Annotated in this window: 18 protein-coding genes; 9 read left to right on the forward strand and 9 right to left on the reverse strand. The window is 34.8% G+C overall.

Annotated elements, in window-relative coordinates; translation table 11 throughout:
• Nucleotides 1-181 precede the first annotated feature (181 nt).
• Together trmD and LQV47_RS14460 are read right to left on the reverse strand one after the other, a co-directional pair.
• A complete protein-coding gene (gene trmD, locus LQV47_RS14455; protein WP_230038041.1) occupies nucleotides 182-853 on the reverse strand; it encodes a tRNA (guanosine(37)-N1)-methyltransferase TrmD in 672 nt (223 codons plus the stop codon).
• On the reverse strand, nucleotides 850-2,112 hold the full coding sequence (locus LQV47_RS14460; RefSeq protein ID WP_230038043.1) for an NAD(P)/FAD-dependent oxidoreductase: 1,263 nt from the start codon (nucleotides 2,110-2,112) through the stop codon (nucleotides 850-852). The genes trmD and LQV47_RS14460 overlap by 4 nt, the downstream gene beginning before the upstream one ends.
• 65 nt (nucleotides 2,113-2,177) lie before the next feature.
• On the opposite strand from LQV47_RS14460, the gene LQV47_RS14465 reads away from it, so the two are divergent.
• Nucleotides 2,178-3,041: a GH25 family lysozyme gene (locus LQV47_RS14465; RefSeq protein ID WP_230038045.1), complete on the forward strand. Its 864-nt coding sequence runs from the start codon at nucleotides 2,178-2,180 to the stop codon at nucleotides 3,039-3,041.
• A 13-nt stretch (nucleotides 3,042-3,054) separates the two neighbouring features.
• Here the strand turns inward: LQV47_RS14465 and LQV47_RS14470 are convergent, their stop codons facing one another.
• A complete protein-coding gene (locus LQV47_RS14470) occupies nucleotides 3,055-3,567 on the reverse strand; it encodes a 5'(3')-deoxyribonucleotidase (protein WP_230038047.1) in 513 nt (170 codons plus the stop codon).
• 194 nt (nucleotides 3,568-3,761) lie between these two features.
• Between LQV47_RS14470 and LQV47_RS14475 the strand changes: the two genes are divergently transcribed.
• Nucleotides 3,762-5,657: an ABC-F family ATP-binding cassette domain-containing protein gene (locus tag LQV47_RS14475; protein ID WP_230038049.1), complete on the forward strand. Its 1,896-nt coding sequence runs from the start codon at nucleotides 3,762-3,764 to the stop codon at nucleotides 5,655-5,657.
• An 82-nt stretch (nucleotides 5,658-5,739) separates the two neighbouring features.
• On the opposite strand, the gene LQV47_RS14480 is transcribed toward LQV47_RS14475, so the two are convergent.
• Nucleotides 5,740-6,795, reverse strand: coding sequence for a Gfo/Idh/MocA family oxidoreductase (locus tag LQV47_RS14480; protein WP_230038050.1), 1,056 nt, complete (start codon nucleotides 6,793-6,795; stop codon nucleotides 5,740-5,742).
• Between the two features lie 183 nt (nucleotides 6,796-6,978).
• On the opposite strand from LQV47_RS14480, the gene LQV47_RS14485 reads away from it, so the two are divergent.
• The 3 genes from LQV47_RS14485 to LQV47_RS14495 all read left to right on the forward strand — a co-directional run bounded on the left by LQV47_RS14485 (nucleotide 6,979) and on the right by LQV47_RS14495 (nucleotide 10,744).
• Nucleotides 6,979-9,264, forward strand: coding sequence for a TonB-dependent receptor (locus LQV47_RS14485; RefSeq protein ID WP_230038052.1), 2,286 nt, complete (start codon nucleotides 6,979-6,981; stop codon nucleotides 9,262-9,264).
• 88 nt (nucleotides 9,265-9,352) lie between these two features.
• A complete protein-coding gene (locus tag LQV47_RS14490; protein WP_230038054.1) occupies nucleotides 9,353-9,868 on the forward strand; it encodes a hypothetical protein in 516 nt (171 codons plus the stop codon).
• Nucleotides 9,869-10,153: 285 nt separating this feature from the next.
• Nucleotides 10,154-10,744, forward strand: coding sequence for a porin family protein (locus tag LQV47_RS14495; RefSeq protein WP_230038056.1), 591 nt, complete (start codon nucleotides 10,154-10,156; stop codon nucleotides 10,742-10,744).
• Nucleotides 10,745-10,837: 93 nt separating this feature from the next.
• Here LQV47_RS14495 and LQV47_RS14500 read toward each other — a convergent pair whose 3' ends face one another.
• The gene (locus LQV47_RS14500) at nucleotides 10,838-11,473 is read right to left on the reverse strand and encodes a peroxiredoxin (protein WP_230038057.1); all 636 of its coding nucleotides are present in this window, start codon (nucleotides 11,471-11,473) and stop codon (nucleotides 10,838-10,840) included.
• A 91-nt stretch (nucleotides 11,474-11,564) separates the two neighbouring features.
• On the opposite strand from LQV47_RS14500, the gene LQV47_RS14505 reads away from it, so the two are divergent.
• The 4 genes from LQV47_RS14505 to LQV47_RS14520 all read left to right on the forward strand — a co-directional run bounded on the left by LQV47_RS14505 (nucleotide 11,565) and on the right by LQV47_RS14520 (nucleotide 14,613).
• Entirely contained in the window at nucleotides 11,565-11,858 is a 294-nt protein-coding gene (locus LQV47_RS14505) for a hypothetical protein (RefSeq protein WP_230038059.1), read from the forward strand.
• Between the two features lie 21 nt (nucleotides 11,859-11,879).
• Nucleotides 11,880-12,449, forward strand: coding sequence for a mechanosensitive ion channel domain-containing protein (locus tag LQV47_RS14510; protein WP_230038061.1), 570 nt, complete (start codon nucleotides 11,880-11,882; stop codon nucleotides 12,447-12,449).
• A gap of 269 nt (nucleotides 12,450-12,718) precedes the next feature.
• Nucleotides 12,719-14,014, forward strand: coding sequence for a hypothetical protein (locus LQV47_RS14515; protein ID WP_230038062.1), 1,296 nt, complete (start codon nucleotides 12,719-12,721; stop codon nucleotides 14,012-14,014).
• Nucleotides 14,015-14,025: 11 nt separating this feature from the next.
• Nucleotides 14,026-14,613, forward strand: coding sequence for a DUF6705 family protein (locus tag LQV47_RS14520; RefSeq protein WP_230038064.1), 588 nt, complete (start codon nucleotides 14,026-14,028; stop codon nucleotides 14,611-14,613).
• 350 nt (nucleotides 14,614-14,963) lie between these two features.
• On the opposite strand, the gene sucC is transcribed toward LQV47_RS14520, so the two are convergent.
• The 4 genes from sucC to LQV47_RS14540 all read right to left on the reverse strand — a co-directional run bounded on the left by sucC (nucleotide 14,964) and on the right by LQV47_RS14540 (nucleotide 19,042).
• The gene (gene sucC / locus LQV47_RS14525; RefSeq protein WP_047490155.1) at nucleotides 14,964-16,154 is read right to left on the reverse strand and encodes an ADP-forming succinate--CoA ligase subunit beta; all 1,191 of its coding nucleotides are present in this window, start codon (nucleotides 16,152-16,154) and stop codon (nucleotides 14,964-14,966) included.
• A 131-nt stretch (nucleotides 16,155-16,285) separates the two neighbouring features.
• Complete coding sequence (locus tag LQV47_RS14530) at nucleotides 16,286-17,563, reverse strand: chloride channel protein (RefSeq protein ID WP_230038066.1); 1,278 nt, start codon at nucleotides 17,561-17,563, stop codon at nucleotides 16,286-16,288.
• A 2-nt stretch (nucleotides 17,564-17,565) separates the two neighbouring features.
• Nucleotides 17,566-17,952, reverse strand: coding sequence for a DUF423 domain-containing protein (locus tag LQV47_RS14535; RefSeq protein ID WP_230038068.1), 387 nt, complete (start codon nucleotides 17,950-17,952; stop codon nucleotides 17,566-17,568).
• A gap of 1 nt (nucleotide 17,953) precedes the next feature.
• Nucleotides 17,954-19,042: a hypothetical protein gene (locus tag LQV47_RS14540; protein ID WP_230038070.1), complete on the reverse strand. Its 1,089-nt coding sequence runs from the start codon at nucleotides 19,040-19,042 to the stop codon at nucleotides 17,954-17,956.
• Nucleotides 19,043-19,180 lie beyond the last annotated feature (138 nt).

Genomic DNA, 19,180 nt, shown 5'->3' on the forward strand with positions numbered 1-19,180 from the left:
CATTTTGTGATATTACCTCAATATCGAAAATTGAGACAATAAGCAAAATTTAAAATAAATAAAATAAAATATTACCTTAAATAAAAAACTACTAATATTTTTCTTTATAAAATATCATATAACAAATATTATTCCATTTGCAAATATGACAAATAGGTTTGATAAAAAACCATATTATTTTTTAAAGTAAATCGGGACGTTTTTCTTTGGTAATTCTTACGGCTTCGTCATGCCGCCATTCTTCAATTTTTGCAAAATTCCCGCTCAGTAAAATTTTAGGAACTTCCAGGCCTTTATAACTTTCGGGTCTGGTATAAATAGGTGGTGAAAGCAGATCATCCTGAAAACTATCTGTAAGAGCACTCTGTTCATCATTTAAAACACCCGGCAGCAATCGGATCACCGAATCTGCAAGAACACATGCTGCCAGTTCACCTCCGGTAAGCACGTAATCCCCTATTGAAATTTCTTTTGTAATATGAAGATCTCTTAGTCGCTGATCAATTCCTTTGTAATGTCCACATAGGAAGATCAGATTATTCTTTATTGAAAGTGTATTGGCAATTTTTTGATTTAAAGTGACTCCGTCCGGCGTCAGATAAATAACCTCATCATATTCTCTCTGAGATTTAAGCTCCGAAATACATTTATCCAGGGGCTCTATCATCATAACCATTCCTGCTCCGCCTCCATAGGGTTCATCATCAATCTGCCTGTGCTTATTGACTGCCCAGTCTCTCAAATGATGAAAATGTACTTCTGCCAATCCTTTATCCATTGCTCTCTTCAAAATAGAAGTTTGAAACGGACTTTCCATTAATTCCGGTAGTACGCTTATTATATCAATTCTCATTGTAATGTTCCGTTTTTCTTTGTAGGTATAATAATTAATCTTAAAGATGAATCTTTATTGAAATAGCTCCACATCCAGTTGAAAAATATGGCCAGCTTATTTCGAACGCTCAAAATTAACATTAAATGCAGAAACATCCAGAAATACCACGCAAAAAATCCCTGAAATTTTATAAACGGCAGATCAACAACAGCCCTATGTTTACCAATAGTAGCTAAAGAACCCTGGTCATTATATTCATATTCTTTCCATTCGGAAGGATTTTTCTTTAAGAAATTTTTTCCTAAATTTTTCGCCTGATTAATGGCCACATTAGCAACCTGTGGATGCCCTTGCGGGTATTTCGGAGTTTCCATATAGGCAATATCTCCGATGGCATAAATATTATCGTAGCCTTTTATTTTATTATGCCGATCTACTATATATCGGTTCCTTATTAATTTTTCTTCCGGAAAGCCGTCTATTACATTTCCTGTAACTCCCGCTGCCCAAATAACGTTATTGGAAGGAATTTGCTTGCCGCTTTTCAGATGTACCTTATCTCCATCATATTCTGTAACCACTTCCCCACTCATAAAAGTTACCCCAAGGTCTTTGAGGTATTTTTCAGATTGATCCTGTGCTTCATTACTCATCACGGCAAGAGGCTTTTCTGTAGAACTTACCAGAATAATTTTCAGCTGATCAAAATTCATGTAAGGATAATCTCTGGGTAGAATTTCTTTTTTCATTTCTGCAAAAGCACCTGCCAGCTCTACTCCGGTAGGTCCGCTTCCTACAATTACAATATTCCAGTTTCCGTCATCACTTCTGCTTTTTTCCAGGATCAGTTTTTCAAAGGTTGTTAAAATATGATTTCTGATCCCGATGGCTTCCTGAGTATTTTTCATCCCAAAAGCTTTGCTTTCAAGATCTTTATTTCCAAAAAAGTTAGTTTTGCAGCCTGTAGCTATAATCAGCTTATCGTAAGTAAATTCAGCTTCGTCGGTAACAACTTTGTTGTGGGCAGGATCAATTTCTTTCACCTCCGTCATACGAAACTGGGTATTTCTGGATTGCTGAAAAATCTTCCTGAAAGGAAAGGAAATATTGGAAGGTTCTATCCTTCCTGAAGCTACCTGATAAAAAAGCGGCTGAAACATGTGATGATTCACCCTATCCAGTACAATAACTTTTTTATTTTTATTATTTAATGTTTTTGCAAGCTGTAGCCCCGCAAATCCTCCTCCTATAATGATGATTTTTTCGCGTGTTTCCATAATAAACAAATTTACTGATTTTATTTAGCATTTAGTAGTGAAAAAAGTTAGTTTTGCAAAACTTTATGACACCGAAAAAGTACACCAAAAAAACTGCCAAACAGCTCCATATCAATAGACGGAAGAACTATTTTTTCCGCAGGAAGGTAATATTGGTACTATTACTTATTGCATTGATAGGAACCGGTTTTTATCTGAAACAATCTGTCAGTTATTATTATGCTCTGTACTTTAATAAATTTAGTCACAAAAAACTTCACAACAGCGAGAGAGAGGCATTAAGGATTCAAAAAATCCTTACGGATAACCTTGATAAAACTTATGGCTTTGATATTTCCCATTATCAAAACAGAGAAGATATTAAATGGGACAGCCTCAGTATTGGAAATAAAATCATCCCATTAGAATTTGTCATTATGCGGGCAACTATGGGCAACCGAAATGCCGACAAGCATTTTGAGGAATTTTGGGGAAAAGCTCAAAAACACAACCTTATCCGTGGTGCTTACCATTTTTACAGAGCTGACGAAGATCCCATTATCCAGGCAAATAATTTTCTTGCTAATGTAAAGTTAGAAAGTGGAGACCTCCCTCCTATTTTAGATATTGAAAAAATTCCAAAACGTAAAACAAACAAAAAGCTGATAGAAGATCTTAAAATATGGTGCAAGATAATTGAAGATACCTATGGTGAAAAACCTATCATCTATACCTACTACCATTATTATAAAGACTTTTTAAAAGGTGAGTTTGACGGTTATCCACTTTGGTTAGCCAACTACAATGATGTTCCGTGCCCTTCACCTGATGACCGGTGGGACTTTTGGCAGTTTACCGAAAACGGCATTGTTCACGGCATCAATACCAAAGTGGATCTTAATGTTTATCGTGGAAATTCCTGGTCTTTAAAAAGGTTGACTATAGATTAAGTTGTTTGCCACTTTACAGCATATTCATAATCTCGTTCCAGGATCCTACTCTTTTATAGCTTTCATTTTCAACCAGCTCATTGTGAGGCTGTGTAAAGATTAACCTTTCTCCATGGAAATGATCAAGGTTCTTGGGATAATCATCAATCATCACATCTCCCGAAACGACTCTTTTACTTCCACAAAGAACAATCTGTTCCCAGGTAATAAATGGAAAATGCTCTGCGAGCCAGTCGTATTTCTCTCTTAAACTGTTAGGAAATTCCATTCCGGCTGAAACAATATACAGTTCATACTTGTTGTTTAAATATTCCATGGCTTCACGACTGCCCTCCATAACAGGTAAAGTTCTGAAAAAACCTACTTCATTAACGTGTTTCTTTCCGTTGGGGAATGCGTCTATTTCAGGTTTACCCGTCAAATCACTGATCTCTATTTCCGTTCCTGAGTCTCTTTTTTCAAATTGTATCAGCTGATGATATACATCTGCCATTACCCCATCCATGTCGACAATTACTTTTTTCATTATTTCAAATCAGATTTTGTGTTATTAAAATTATTCTTCTCAAAATTACTGAATAGTTTTTTCAGGTAATGAACACAGTCTATTAAAAAATTATAAATATTCATTTTTATAAAAGAAGTTCCGGAAAGTTTTATGGTTACATTTTCGTATTTTTGCGGTTCAATTCAAAATCAAAATCAAACCATTAATTTCCAATGAATTACGTTTCTGCTGAAAATCTTACCAAATCTTATGGTATCAAAGTTTTGTTCGAAAACATTTCTTTTCATATCAATGAAGGAGACAAAATTGCTATTGTTGCCAAAAACGGCAGTGGAAAATCTACCCTTCTGAAAATATTAATGGGTAAAGAAATTGCAGACAGCGGTACTGCGATCATCAGTAAAGATATCCAGGTTGTTCTTTTTGACCAGGAGATCCATTATGATCCTAATTTAAATATTGAGGAATTTATGATGACTCTGGATTCAGCTCCTATCCTTGCGTTGAAAAATTATCATAAATCCCTTCATTCAACCGATAATGAATTCATTGAAAAAGCTTTGGCTGATATGGAGGCACATAAAGCATGGGATCTTGAAAATGAAATGAAACAAATTCTTTCCCAGCTTAAGATTACTGATCTGGATGCGAAAATGAGTACTCTTTCCGGAGGGCAGATAAAACGTGTTGCACTGGCAAAGCTATTAACAGAAACCAGAGCTGAGCACAGACATACATTACTGATCATGGATGAGCCTACCAACCATCTGGATGTAGACATGGTAGAATGGCTTGAAAACTATCTGAATAAAGCTAAAATAACTTTACTGCTTGTAACCCACGACAGGTATTTTCTGGACAGTGTCTGTGATATTATCTGGGAAATAGAGGATCAGAATCTTTATCTTCATAACGGTTCCTACGCTACTTATCTTGAAAACAAGATGATCCGTGAAGAGAATCTCAGTGCAACTATTGATAAAGCCAACAACCTGTATAGAAAAGAGCTTGAATGGATGCGAAGACAGCCTAAAGCAAGAACAACGAAATCTAAAAGCAGAATTGATTCATTCTATGAAACGGAAAAGGTAGCTAAAACCGATACCAGAAAACAAGGGCTGGAACTTGATTTCGAAATGAAACGCCTCGGAAATAAAGTTCTGGAACTGAAAAATATTGATAAAAGTTTTGGAGATAAAGTTTTATTAAAAAATTTCAGCTATCAGTTTCAGCGTGGTGAAAAAATTGGAATCATTGGAAAAAACGGAGCGGGCAAATCTACCTTATTAAATATTATCCAGGGTTATGAAAAGGCTGATAAAGGGGAAATTGAAACGGGAGAAACTATTTCTTTCGGTTATTTTGCCCAGAAAGGTCTTACCTATAAAGAAGATGAGCGTGTTATTGATTTTATTAAAGAAATTGCAGAATTTTATCCTTTAGCCAACGGAAGGAGTCTTTCGGCTTCGCAGTTCTTAAGATTGTTTTTATTTGATGATCAGGCTCAGTACTCTCCTATTTCAAAACTTTCAGGAGGTGAAAAAAGAAGACTTCACCTGATGTATATTCTTTATCAAAATCCTAACTTTTTGATTTTTGATGAACCTACGAATGATCTTGACCTTCCTACGTTAACCGTTCTGGAAAACTTCCTGCAACAGTTCCAGGGATCTTTAATTATCGTTTCCCACGACAGATATTTTATGGACAGGATTATAGATCATGTGTTGGCTTTCGAAGGAGATGGAAAAATAAAAGATTTTGTAGGGAATTTTTCAGAATACCGTGAAGCTAAAAGCCGTGAGGATGCTTTAGAAAAAAATACAGCTGTAAAGGCAGAACCTGTAAAAGAAAATACTCCTCTACCGGAAACCTCACCATCTTCCAATGCTAAAAAAAGAAAGCTCACCTTTAAGGAACAAAGGGAATTGGAAACTATTGAAAAGGAAATGCCAGAGCTGGAAGAACAGCGTGCAAAAATATTAGATCAGCTTAATAATGAGACAGATTATGAAAAAGTGGTCAAACTTTCTGCAGAATTGGAAGCCATTTCTGAAAAACTGGAAAACCACGAAATGAAATGGCTGGAACTTCAGGAAGCTTTATAAATAAATGAAAGATAAGTTATGAATTATGAGTTATGAATTATGAGCTGAAGCAAATCATAGCTCATAATTCATAATTCATTTTTTATAAATAGATTACTTTTTCTTCTTTTGTACTTTTTAGAGAGGCATCTATAATTTTCATATTCTGAATAACTTCTCTTCCCGGAGAAGGTAAAGCATATCCAAATACAATGTGCTCATAGATCTGTTGGTAGTAATTCATATAATTTCCGGCTTCGCTTGAAGTTACAATTCTTTCGGTTTCAGAATTTTCGTTCAGGAAATTTAAAATTCCATCCGGCTGTTTTAATGGTTTCACCCATTCCTTTCCATACACCGGAATAGCACCTGCTACCAATTCATTTTCCTGATTATCGGTTCTCTCCTGTAAGAAACTGCCCTTATCCCCATGTATACTATAGGCATTATGAGCTTCTTTACTGAAAACTGAAGATTTTAATCTAACTCTTAGATCATTTTTGTAAAATAAAAGAATCTCAAAATAATCATTTGCAAAATCTGGTCCTTTCATAGAGAATACATCAGCAAAAAGCTTCTCAGGATATCCGAAGTATTGCACAGCCTGGTCTACAAGGTGAGCCCCAAGATCATGAAGAGAACCCGAACCTATCTGATGAGGATTTTCTTTATGCTGCTTCCCACTGGGTGTTGTCCGGAATCTGTCGAAACGAATTTCAGCTTCTTTAACAGACCCTAGTTTTCCATCTTTTAAAATTTTCTGTACCTGCAAAAAATCACGGTCAAATCTTCTGTTCTGGTATACACTTAGAAAAAGACCTTTTTCTTCAGCCAGTTTCACCAGTTCTTCAGCTTCTTCAACATTGACAGTAAATGGTTTTTCAACAATAATATTTTTACCTGCTTCCAATGCCATTTTTGCATACTCATAATGCGTCTGAACCGGGGTATTGATTACCACCAATTCTATATCTGCACTTTGAAGCATCTCTTCTACCGACCGATAAATAGTAGCTTCAGGATATTTTTCTTTGGATTCTTCTTTGCTTCTTTCTACTACAGCAGAAATAAAAAATCCGGGATGTTCCTTTAAAAAAGGAGCGTGAAACACTTTTCCACTCATTCCAAAGGCACATAGCCCTGCTTTTACCAATTGCATAATTTTATTTTTATAACAAATATATTCATAAAAAGCTCCTTATTGTCTATCCACAGGAACAATAACAATAAAACACAGATAAGTGATTTAATTATATGATAAAAATCATATATTAATTTTTATCTATTCTAAACAAATACTTACTTTTGCGGCTTATTTAAAACTGTTCTACATAAAAATAAAATGAAAAAACAATTACTTTCTTTAGGGCTTTTGTTTACTGCTGTATCTTTGAGTGCACAGCTGAAAAATGCTGAAGCAGATACTATCAGAACCCAGACTATTGAAGACATTAATCTTCACAAAACGGGAAATCCTAACCAGGCAAGATCATTATCCACAAAATCTAACCTGACGGTAATGGAAAATCCGCAGGCCATTGCCATTGTAACTCATGAGATCATTGAGCAACAGCAGGCAAAACAGCTGAGTGATGTTCTTCAAAATGTTAATGGAATGTATGTGACTTCCTCGAGAGGTAATTCTCAGGACAGCTTTGGTGGGCGTGGTTTCATTTTAGGAAATGACAATATTTTTAAGAATGGTTCAAGAATAAATAGTGGCGTTTTTCCCGAAGTAAGCGGTCTGGAAAGAGTAGAAGTTTTAAAAGGAGCTAATGCAATGCTTTTTGGTAATACAGCTGCTGGTGGTGTTATCAATATGATTACCAAAAAACCTAAATTCAATTTTGGTGGAAGTGTAGGGCTGAATGGTGGAAGCTGGAATTCATATAAACCAACAGTTGATATCTATGGACCTTTATCCAAAAATATTGCATTCAGAATAAATGGTGCCTATGAGCATGCTGAAAGTTTCAGAGATATTGTAGAATCAGAGAAATATTACTTCAATCCTTCGTTCTTATTTAATTTAAGTGATAAATCTCAATTAATTGTTGAGGCAGATTATCTTAAAAATAATTTTACTCCGGATTTCGGGATTGGATCTATTACTGAAAAAAACCAAAGCTATAGATTGAATGATGCAGTTTCCAGAAACACCTTCTTCGGAACTGACTGGCAATATCAAGATGTACAGCAAGCTTCTACGAACGTAACCTTTAATCATCAGTTTAACGAAAGATGGTCTTTGAACGCTACTGCTTCTTACCAAAACTATACTAAAGATTATTTCTCTTCTGAAAGAGTACAATGGATATATGACACTAAAGATGCAACTGTAGATACTAATAGATTATCCTGGAAAAGACCTTTTGGCAGAACTTACAACGAACAAAATTATACTTCTGCACAAGTAAACATTAACGGTGAATTCAATACAGGAAAAATCAACCATAAAGTTTTAATTGGTTCAGATGCTGATTATAGCCAGGCGGATGCTTATGCTTATAATATTACAGCTCCTAAAAATCTTCTATATTTAGATGATCCTTCAACGTGGGGAAGTATTGATATGCCAAATTCTACTCTCAATACAAGAAATAGAATCAATACAAGAAGAATTGGGATCTATGCACAAGATTTTATCAGCTTAACAAAGCAACTAAAAGTAATTGCAGGGCTAAGATGGTCTTATATAGAAAATATGCCTACGCTGACAACCCGATTTACATTAAATGATAAAATTGAAGTAGCAAATTCTTCAACGTCTGACAATGCATTTTCTCCAAAAATAGGTTTGGTTTATGCACCGAATGAAAATCTTTCGGTGTTTGCAACTTATACGAATTCGTTTGCTTCAAATGCAGGATATACTTCAGATCAATTTGGTAGTGTAAATACCAACCAACCTGTTACTGATGTTCAAAATCAGTTAACTACTTTATCAAAACAAAGCATAAAACCTTCAACAGTTGACCAATACGAAATTGGTATCAAAAAGAATTTCTGGAACAATGCTTTAGCAGTTAACTTAACGGCTTACCAGATTATGTACAATAATTATTATCAAACATATTGGTTCGCTTCTGGTTCCAACGGAGCACCAGTAAATTCCACAGATACTAATCTGAAGGAATTTTCAGGAAATATGAGAAGCCGTGGGGTAGAATTAGACATTACAGGAAATCCTACAGAAAACTTATCTATAATCGGAGGTTTTTCTTATAACAATTCCGTTTACATTGATACTCCTGAAAAGGGATATGTTGAAAATCAAAGACTGGTAAGAACACCTGCTACAACAGCGAACGCTTCCGTTTTCTATAAATTTACAAACTATGTAAAAGGCTTAAAAATCGGAGCTGGAATTTATTACATCGGAGACAGAATCGCTGGATGGAATGATTCAAAATCTACAAACGCAAGTAGAAACAACGTGAGTAGAATGTTTGATTTAAAAGACTACACAACTGTTTCTTTATCTGTAGGCTACGAGTGGAATAAGTTCTCTATCCAAGGGAAAGTGGGTAACTTGTTTGATGTTGTAAACTACAACGTTCACGAGAATTATTCTGTAAACCCGATTACGCCGAGAAATTATTATTTTACATTGACGTACAAACTTTAGAAATAAGTAAACATTTATTTCTCAACTCAAATGGAAATTGCATTTTTGCAGTTTCCACTTTTGAAATTTAAAAAACAAACTATATAATATGGATAAGATTAAAGACACAAGAAGTTTCATGAGGGTTACACACCGTTACCTTGGATATTTTCTTGCAGGAATTATGGCTGTGTATGCAGTAAGCGGAATTCTGCTTGTATATAGAGATACAGACTTTTTGAAGAATGAAAAAAAATATGACAAAACCGTACCTGCCCATCTTTCAGAGAAGGAACTTGGAAAAGAATTGAAAATTAAAGGTCTGGAAGTTGAAAAAACAGAAGGAAATATTCTTCATTTTAAGCAGGGAACTTATGACAGCACAACAGGTAAAGCTCAATATGCAAAAAAAGAACTTCCGTTTGTACTGGATAAAATGGTAAAACTTCATAAATCCCAATCCAAAGATGCAATCTCCCCTTTAAACGTATTTTTCGGAGTTGCTCTTTTCTTCTTTGTTATCTCAAGCTTCTGGATGTTTAATCCTAAAACTAAAGCTTTCAAACGAGGAATAAAATTTACGATTGCAGGATTAATTATATCCGTGATACTTCTGTTCATCTAAAGAAGAAAGTTAAAATCTGAATACTTGTTATTATGATCTCAACAAATAACTAGTAAAAAGAGAATAGATATTTTTTTTAAAATTAATTATATTCAATTTAGTACCATTCTTTTTACGTAATATAATTGCGAAATATTCATTAATTATGTTAAAAAAATTAATTCTATCTTATTGATATCGTTAACAATAATTTTGAAAAATTATCTAAAATTAGGAGTCTGGCACATTTATTGTTTTTTCTATAATTCGTGAATAATAAACATTTAATTATTAAAATAATAAATTATGAAAAAACTTATTTTAACAGGGATATTAGCCGTAGCAGGCTTAACAGCAACTGCAAACGCTCAGATTCAAAAAGGTAATTGGATGGTAGGTGGTAACCTTGCAGGCGCCAACTTCGGTTTAAATAAAGGAGGTGGTTATGATTTCAATATTCAGCCGAAAGGAGCTTACTTTATTGAAGACAATATTGCTATTGGGGGTTATGTAGATTTAGGTTTCAAAGGAGCTAAAGATGCACCCACTACTTTCACGTATAACGTAGGAGCATTAGGACGTTACTACCTTAATCCGGGAGAGCAGGGAGTAAGCAATCTTTTACACCACGGAAGATGGTTCTTAGAAGGTAATTTAGGTGTAGGAGGAACATCAATCTCTAAAGGAGGTTCTTCTTCTAACGGACTTAACTTCGGATTTGGTCCTGGTTATTCATATTTCATTACGCCAAACATCGGTTTAGAAGGATTGGTGAAATATGACGCTAACGCAGGATTCGGAAGTGGAGGTTATACCAACAAAATTACTTTTGGTCTAGGATTCCAGATTTATCTTCCAACATCTAAAGGAAAACAAATCATCAACGACGTTAAGTAATCACTGAAATACTTATAAAAATTGAAAGCGCCCTGAAATTATTTCAGGGCGCTTTTCGTACAAATAAAACTAAACTATAAAAAATCAAATAAATCATATATTGGGTTGGGGCGTATATCTCAGATAAGGTTTTATTACTGTAACTCCTTTGGGGAATTTTTCCCTGGCTTCTTCTGTAGATATTGCAGGTGGTATAATAACGTCATCACCATACTTCCAGTTAACAGGTGTAGCGACTTGATGGCTATCTGTAAGCTGTAAAGAATCCAACACTCTCAGTATTTCATTAAAATTTCTGCCCGTTGATGCGGGATAGGTAATAATGAGCCTCACTTTTTTTGCAGGATCAATGATCAGTAGAGAGCGGACTGTAGCTGTAGCAGAGGCATTCGGATGAATAAAATCATACAGCTCTGACACCTTTCTGTCTTTATCAGCAATAATAGGAAACTGTAAGTCTGTATTTTGGGTCTCATTAATATCCTTAATCCAGTTTTGATGATCTTCTACTTCATCCACACTCAGGGCGATCACCTTTGTTCCTCTTTCAGCAAATTCGGCCTGCAGCCTGGATGTGTAGCCTAGCTCTGTAGTGCAAACCGGAGTATAGTCTGCCGGATGTGAAAATAAAATTCCCCATGAATCTCCAAGATAATCATAGAAGTTGATATCTCCTAAAGATGAAACTGCCTGAAAGTTTGGCGCTGTATCTCCTAATCTGATTGACATATTATTCGCGTTTGTTAGTCTACAAATTTAGTAGACTTTTTGGAACTAACAAAATTTTTCTTGAAAATTTATATCTTTATTAAAAAAATTCATGCAGAAAACAGGGCTCAGCTATATAGAATTGGTATATAAAGTATTGGAAAACTGGTATATAACATTTGCCGAACTTACTCCCAAACTTATTGTCGGGATTTTAGTATTTACTTTTTTCCTGATAACAAGTAAGTATTTAAGTGTAATTGCCGTAAAATTATTCCATCGGTTCTTCCCTAAAAGCAAAAAAGAGAGTTCTTTAGTTACTTTGATTGGAATATTCAGATTTCTGATTATGATGCTTGGAACCTTTATTTCGCTTGAGATTATGGGCTTTAGTGGCTTCCTTTAGAAGTTTATCGGAAGTTTGGGAGTGGCAGGGGTTATCGCAGGGGTCGCTTTGAAAGATCTTGTTTCAAGTATTTTTTCAGGAATGCTTATTGGAATTGATAAGGCCTTTAAGGTGGGAGATTATATTACCATTGGTACCCACTCCGGAACAGTACAGGAAATTGGTTTTTTAACTACAAAGATCCTTACTGATGATGGGAAAAAAGCATACATTCCCAATCAGATCGTTTTTAATGCACCATTCTATAATATTACAGCATCTCCGCAGCGCAGAATTATCCTGAATTTTGAGATTCCTGCTGATGAAGATATCAGTAAGGCACAGAAAAGCATTCTGGATGTTATTAAGAGCCTTGATAATGTGGACAAACTGGATACTGCTGAGGTAATTTTCACAGATTTGAAGCAGGGTTCATTTAATCTTCAGGTAAAATTCTGGATAAAAATAGGTGCCAATCTAGCCCAGGTAAAAAGTAAAGCTTATTTAGGTATTAAAGAACGTTTTGATGTGGATAAAATCCAGCTGGTCACTCCTACAAGTATCAGTATTACCAATGGAGAAACTAATGTAACTGAGAATCAGGATAAATAAAAAATTCTTTAAAAATGTAAAAGACTGCTTCAACAATTGAAGTAGTCTTTTTTTTGGAATATTGGATAGACTGGATAAATGCTAAGGCAATAAAGATTTATATACGGTCTGAAAATATTATTAAAACCACTTAATTTCTAAAAAAATTTATTTATAGCAAAATTAAGTTCCATTTTTCGACACTTTTTATTTCACTTTCAATAGAATTAATTTTAAATTTCAAAAAAAATATAATAGTTTTGCAGCCATTAAAAAAAAACAAATTGTTTATGAAGAAAAAATATTTTATAGCTGTTTTGGCTGTAAACATTCTATTGTTTACTTCTATTCAATCCTGCATGCATGAAAGTTTAGAAACAGAGATTGTAAATGTTCAGTCTGATCCTGTTTCTTACATTAAAAGTGAATATATGAGAGGTAAGGATATGGTAGTAGGAAAGCAAGTTGAATGGGAAAAAGCGAGAAAGTATGATGACGGAAAAAATATTATCCTCATTACTGTTCCCATAAAAAACCAAGGAAGCAAAATCATTGAAGAGTTAACATTTAGAATTGATAATAATAAAGTTTCCGGACACCTCTGGAAATTTGAATCTGAAAGAGGATTTAATTCATCAGATTACAGCCTTTCTGCTCATCAAATTATGGAAAAAATGACAGGAACGGCTTCTTATATTGCTTTAGAAGGTTCTATGAGATACAAAATGCAGCTTGTGGATGGTAAATTTATTGAAGAAATAGCTTATAGAGATCACGGAGGTATTTTGCCTGGTCGCTGTAAACCCTGTCATGGAGAAATAGATGAAATTGTTATTACTGTTCCTGGAGGAGGAGGAACAGGTGGAGGTATTGATCCGACGACTAATCCTGGCACTCCAATTCCGGGAGGAGTGGTTGGCCCCACTAATCCACAAAACCCCGATAATCCTCCAAAAAATGAAGAGCCATGTAAGAAAATAAAACAACAGAAGAACGATCCTAATTATAAGGCAAAAACCGATTATCTTAAATCTAAAACAGGAGCTTCTTCCGAAAGTGGCTTTAGAGTCGGGAGTCCAGTTCCTGGCTCTGGGCAAACGGAAACGCAATATCAGGAGCTAAGCAACTCACCCGGAACAACTGAACTTAATTTTAAAATATTCAATAATACTTTTGGAGCGATGCATTCACATTACGATGGGCTAATTCCTATATTTTCTCCGGGGGATATTAATAACTTCATTCAGCTTCTTCTTAATGCTAAAGCCAATAATATACCTTTAGATAATGTTTTTTTGACCGTGGTTACAAGTAGTGGAACTTATCAACTCAGAGGGGATGGAATTAATGCGGATAATTTAAGCCTATATACAACTGCGCAGATTGAAGCATTGAATGAAACATACAAAGATAGGCTGGGAAATGCTAATATTTCAACAGAAAATCTTCAAAAAGGATTTTTAGAGTTTATGAAAAAACATATGAATATTAATCAGGCTAAACTTTTTGATCTCAGTGATGAGGGAAAAAGTAAAGAACTAAAAACTAATGGCACTAATTTAGATAAAGTAGATTGTCCTCAATAAATAACAATACAATGAAAAAGATAATTATTATATTCTTATTATTTTGCATTAATTTTATTAATGCTCAACAGACATTACCACTTAATACACCAAAGATAGATATTCCTAATGGAGCATATTATAAAGATTTGGATGGAGAGCTTGATCCTTATGTAGGAGCCTGGAAAGGTACATGGGACGGAAAAACCCTCTATCTTGAATTAAAAAAAATAAAGAAGAGATATATGTCTAATGATGGAACATATTATGATTCAGATAAAATAGTGGGTGAGCGAAAGTTAGTATCTTCTAATGGAACTATAGAAATAGACAGGATTTCCAATTTTGATCAGAATGCTCCAGAGTTTTATGGTATTTATCCAACAAGAAAGCCTCTTGGACAAAAATCTTTATTTTTTCAGCCTAAAAATATGTGCAATAAAACTGCAGATCTAATTATTATATTTACCAATTCACAAAAAACGCAGATAAGTTTAGAACTAATAGAAAACCCTGTAACTATTAGTGATATTACCTGCCCTAATTATAATCAGCTTGTAGAGCCTGGAAAAGGTTGGCGTTTTAATTTCCCTAAAGACATTGTACTTACAAAACAATAGAAGTTCTAGTATGTATTCAAAATAGCCTTGTTAATTCAGGGCTTTATCGTTTTACTTATATCATACCAAAGCCCTTTTTAAGGTTAAGGGCGATATTATTTTAAAAGCAATGAAGAAAAGCGAAACTTTCTAAAAGATTTAGATGCTGAAATAAAAGAAAGTAAAATATCTGATAATAATCCAATTGAATTAAATCTTCATTCCATAGAAATTTAGACAACCACTTATTAAAGTACCAGGTTCTTTACGCCTTAAAAAACAGCTTACAATTTAATATTTTTTGCCGCTTTAAAAGAAAAAAAACCGTTCCAAAAATGAAACGGTTTTCTATTTTATATAAAAATTTCAGATTACGCTAAAACTTCTTTTACTTTGTTTGCAGCTTCTTCTAAAGTAATTGCAGAGTGTACCGGAAGACCAGACTCATCAATTAATTTTTTAGCTTCTACAGCGTTAGTTCCCTGTAATCTTACGATCAATGGAACAGGAAGGCTTCCCATAGCTTTGTAAGCATCTACAACCCCCTGAGCTACTCTATCACATCTTACGATACCTCCGAAGATATTGATCAAAATTGCTTTTACGTTTGGATCTCTTAAGATAATTCCAAAAGCAGTCTGTACTCTCTGAGCATCAGCAGTACCACCTACGTCAAGGAAGTTAGCAGGGTTACCACCAGATAATTTGATGATATCCATAGTTGCCATTGCAAGACCAGCTCCGTTTACCATACAAGCAACGTTACCATCTAATTTTACGAAGTTAAGACCGGCTTCACCAGCTTCTACATCGATAGGATCTTCTTCTCTTGTATCTCTCAACGCTTCAAGATCTTTGTGACGGAATAATGAGTTACCATCTAAAGTTACTTTAGCATCAACAGCGATAATTTTGTTATCAGAAGTTTTTAATACAGGGTTAATTTCGAAAAGAGAAGCATCAATTCCTGTGTAAGCATTGTAAAGAGATGAAATAAATTTCACAAATTCTTTAAAAGCATTTCCTTCAAGACCTAAGTTGAAAGCAATCTTTCTAGCCTGGAAACCTTGAAGACCCAACGCAGGATCAATAAGTTCGTTGTGGATCAAATGAGGAGTTACTTCTGCAACGTGCTCAATATCCATTCCTCCTTCAGTAGAATATACAATTGTATTTTTACCTTCAGCTCTATCTAAAAGAATAGAAACATAAAATTCTTTAGTTTCAGATTCTCCAGGATAATAAACATCTTCTGCAACCAAAACAGAGTGTACTTTTTTACCTTCAGCAGAAGTTTGTGGAGTTACCAACTGCATTCCGATGATATTCTGAGCGTTTTCTTTAAGCTTATCCATGTTTGGAGAAAACTTAACACCACCCCCTTTACCACGACCACCTGCGTGAATCTGTGCTTTTACAACCCAAGCCTGAGCTCCGGTTTCAGCAGTCAATTTCTCAGCAGCTGCTACAGCTTCATCTACGTTGTTTGCAACGAAACCACGTTGGATAGCTACTCCATACTTTGATAAAATCTCTTTTGATTGATACTCGTGAAGATTCATATTATTTTTATTATTTTATTTAAAAATTTAAAGGTTGACAAATTTACTAAAAAGACATGGAAGTTCAAGATTCTTCATTCAAAAATTAAAGATTACTTACCTTGATTTTTGACATGTTACTATAAATTCCTCTATTCTTCCGTTAATTTTTCAGACTGTGACCCGATAAACGGAATTCTTGGAGCCAGGAAATATCCTGTAAGACTGGCGAACAATATGGGTACGAAATAAGTAAACCCTGTGAGTGTTCCCAAAATAATGGTGGTGCTCATGGGTGTTCTCGTCACACAGGCATTGATGGCAGCCATACAGCTTACGATAGCTAAAGTAGTATCAACAGCCGGAAACAAATTATGAATAATTAATCCTAATGTTGTTCCTACAAAAAACAAAGGAATGATAAAACCACCTCTCCATCCGGAAGTTACGGTAATGGCTATAGCCAGGATTTTAAACACCAGAATCAGAATCAGGAAGTTCAACCCGAAATTCCCGCCGATCAGCTGGTTGATTTCGTTATGTCCAAAATATCTTGTGATAGGAAAATTATAGGCAATAATTCCTAAGATAATTCCACCTACCAATGTTTTAATATAGATTGGAAAGTTTCTGTATTCAAAAATTTTCTTGAAAAATTTGACCACGAAAATAAAAATCCAGCCAAATAAAGTTCCTACCATTCCAAATGCCGTAGCATAGGCAAAATCATATACTCCCGCATAATGATAAGCCTTCAGATCCCATGTTGCCCCAATTCCCAGATGGATAATTAAAGCAAACATCAGATAACTGAAACAGCTTGCTACCAACGCCGGGATAATCGCTTTATAATATTCCACTGCATGTTTATGGTGCAAAATTTCCAGAGAAAAAAGACTTCCTCCCAGAGGTGCTCCAAATAAGGCTGTAAAACCTGAAGCCATCCCTGCAATACTTAAAGAACGTAATTCTTCACCTTTCAGTCTGAAAATTTTTCCCAACCATGTTCCTGTGGAGCCCGTTACCTGCACCAGGGGTGCTTCCGGTCCTAAACTTCCTCCCGAAGCTACACAGAAAAGTGATGAAAGGATCATCGAAGGATTATTCTTCGGTTCCAGTTTTCCTTTATTAAACCTGATGTTATTAACGATCAGATGAATTTCTCCGGGATCACCAATGAAATGAATGACCAACCCTGCCAAAAGACCACAAATTGCCATCGTAGGAATTACCATCCATCCTTGAAAATGAGCCAGAAATTCGGTAAAATATTCCAGTACAATCCAATATCCGCCGGCAATAATACCTCCTACAAGCCCCGTAAAAGCCCACATGAAAAAAGTACGGCTAAAAACAAACGGATTAAACCTTATCGGCTGATCCAAAAGGTTGAATGTCCTTATAAGCCGTCTTCTTCTATTGATTTTCATTCTTAGATTCTATTTTTAGCAAAATAAAGAATAAGCATTCCCCAGCTTAAGATCATCATCAGACCTCCAAGCGGTGTGATAGGTCCTAAGAATTTAAGGTTAACCCCTAAATAATCCTGCATACTCAGGAAATAGATACTTACAGAGAACAAAAGTGTTCCTGCAATCATTAAAATAGAGGTCCATTTTTCAGTAGAAGTTTCAAATTTTAAAATGTATCCAATGATCAGCAGGAAAAAAGCTGCATACATCTGATATCTCACTCCTGTTTCGAAACTTTCCAGTCTTTCCACAGCTAATATTTTCTTTAAGGCATGGGCACCGAATGCGCCCAGAATCACAGATATCATTCCGTAGACCGCACCAAAAACTAAAGTAATTGTTTTCATTTTATAATTCTTCTAATTCTAGAGTTAAATATTTTTTTGTATTATAATCCTGCCAGGTTCCTACAATTTTTTTTCCGTTCATGTCTGCTTCTACAGAGGCTTTCAGAATCCATTGATTTGTTTCCTGGCTGTAATATTCACTTTCGGTAATTGAGATATGATTTCCTTTCATTTTCCCATTCCACTCAATCAGTTTTTTACTTTTATCATACCAATATACCGCTGAAAAGGAACTTTCTTCGTTCGCATCTTTGGCAGCATAAAAGTCTTTAATAAGAACTGTAACCGGATATTTTCCGTCTATCTTTCCCTTGTACAGCTTATTACTGAAACTGGTTTTATCCACTTTTTCAGATCCGCTGAGTAAATTTCTGGCATAAGGACTCCAATAGTTCTCAAGTTCTTTATAAGGAAACTCAATAACATGATCGTCCAGTTCATCCAGTGCTCTCATCGCGTGGTTCGCACATCTTCCGGCAATAAACTTAAGCTTTTCTTCAGTGAAAAAAAACTTGATTCCAGGTAAAGTATAATCCGTATAGCAACCTTCGTAAATACCAATCTGATCCAACACTTCTTGTGAAGGGGTTTTCTCTGATTTTAACTGTGTGAGAAAGTCATTAATATTTTTTCTTATTCTTTTCTGAATAATGCTTTCCACTGTTTTAACAGCATTTGGCTGGAAAAGATCCTGAATGTTGATCAAATTTCCGGTTCTCAGATCAAAATTCTTCCAGATCATAAAATTTTCCGGATAGGCTCCGGAAGCTTCTCCATCTATGGCAAGACACAAAATATTCTTTGGCGTGTCCCTTTTTTCCCAACTATAAAAATGAACATAGTTTGAGTAAGAAGTCTTTCCGCCGGAAACAAGCTTAAAAGGATTTCCTCCTGATCCGGGAACATATTCCAGCTGATCAACCTGTAAAAAAGTATTGATCTTATTTTCTACAGTTGGATTATCGGGATAAGAAACCACAGGAAAATAACAGTTTTCAGATTTCGGCTGTAAAAAATTAATTTTCAGATTTTTTTGCTGTGAAAAACTTAAGCCGGAAATCAACAGAAAGAATAAGATACTTTTTTTCACTATTTTGATTTTAGGTATATTAAAATAAACTTGGCAACCAATGTAGAAATTCCCAGTATAATAAACATATTGGAAAATCTTTTGGAACTTTTAAAACCTTCCATATTCGTTCTCTTCAAAAAGATTCCGAAGATGAGA

This window comes from Chryseobacterium sp. Bi04, from assembly GCF_918698085.1.
GTDB lineage: Bacteria > Bacteroidota > Bacteroidia > Flavobacteriales > Weeksellaceae > Chryseobacterium.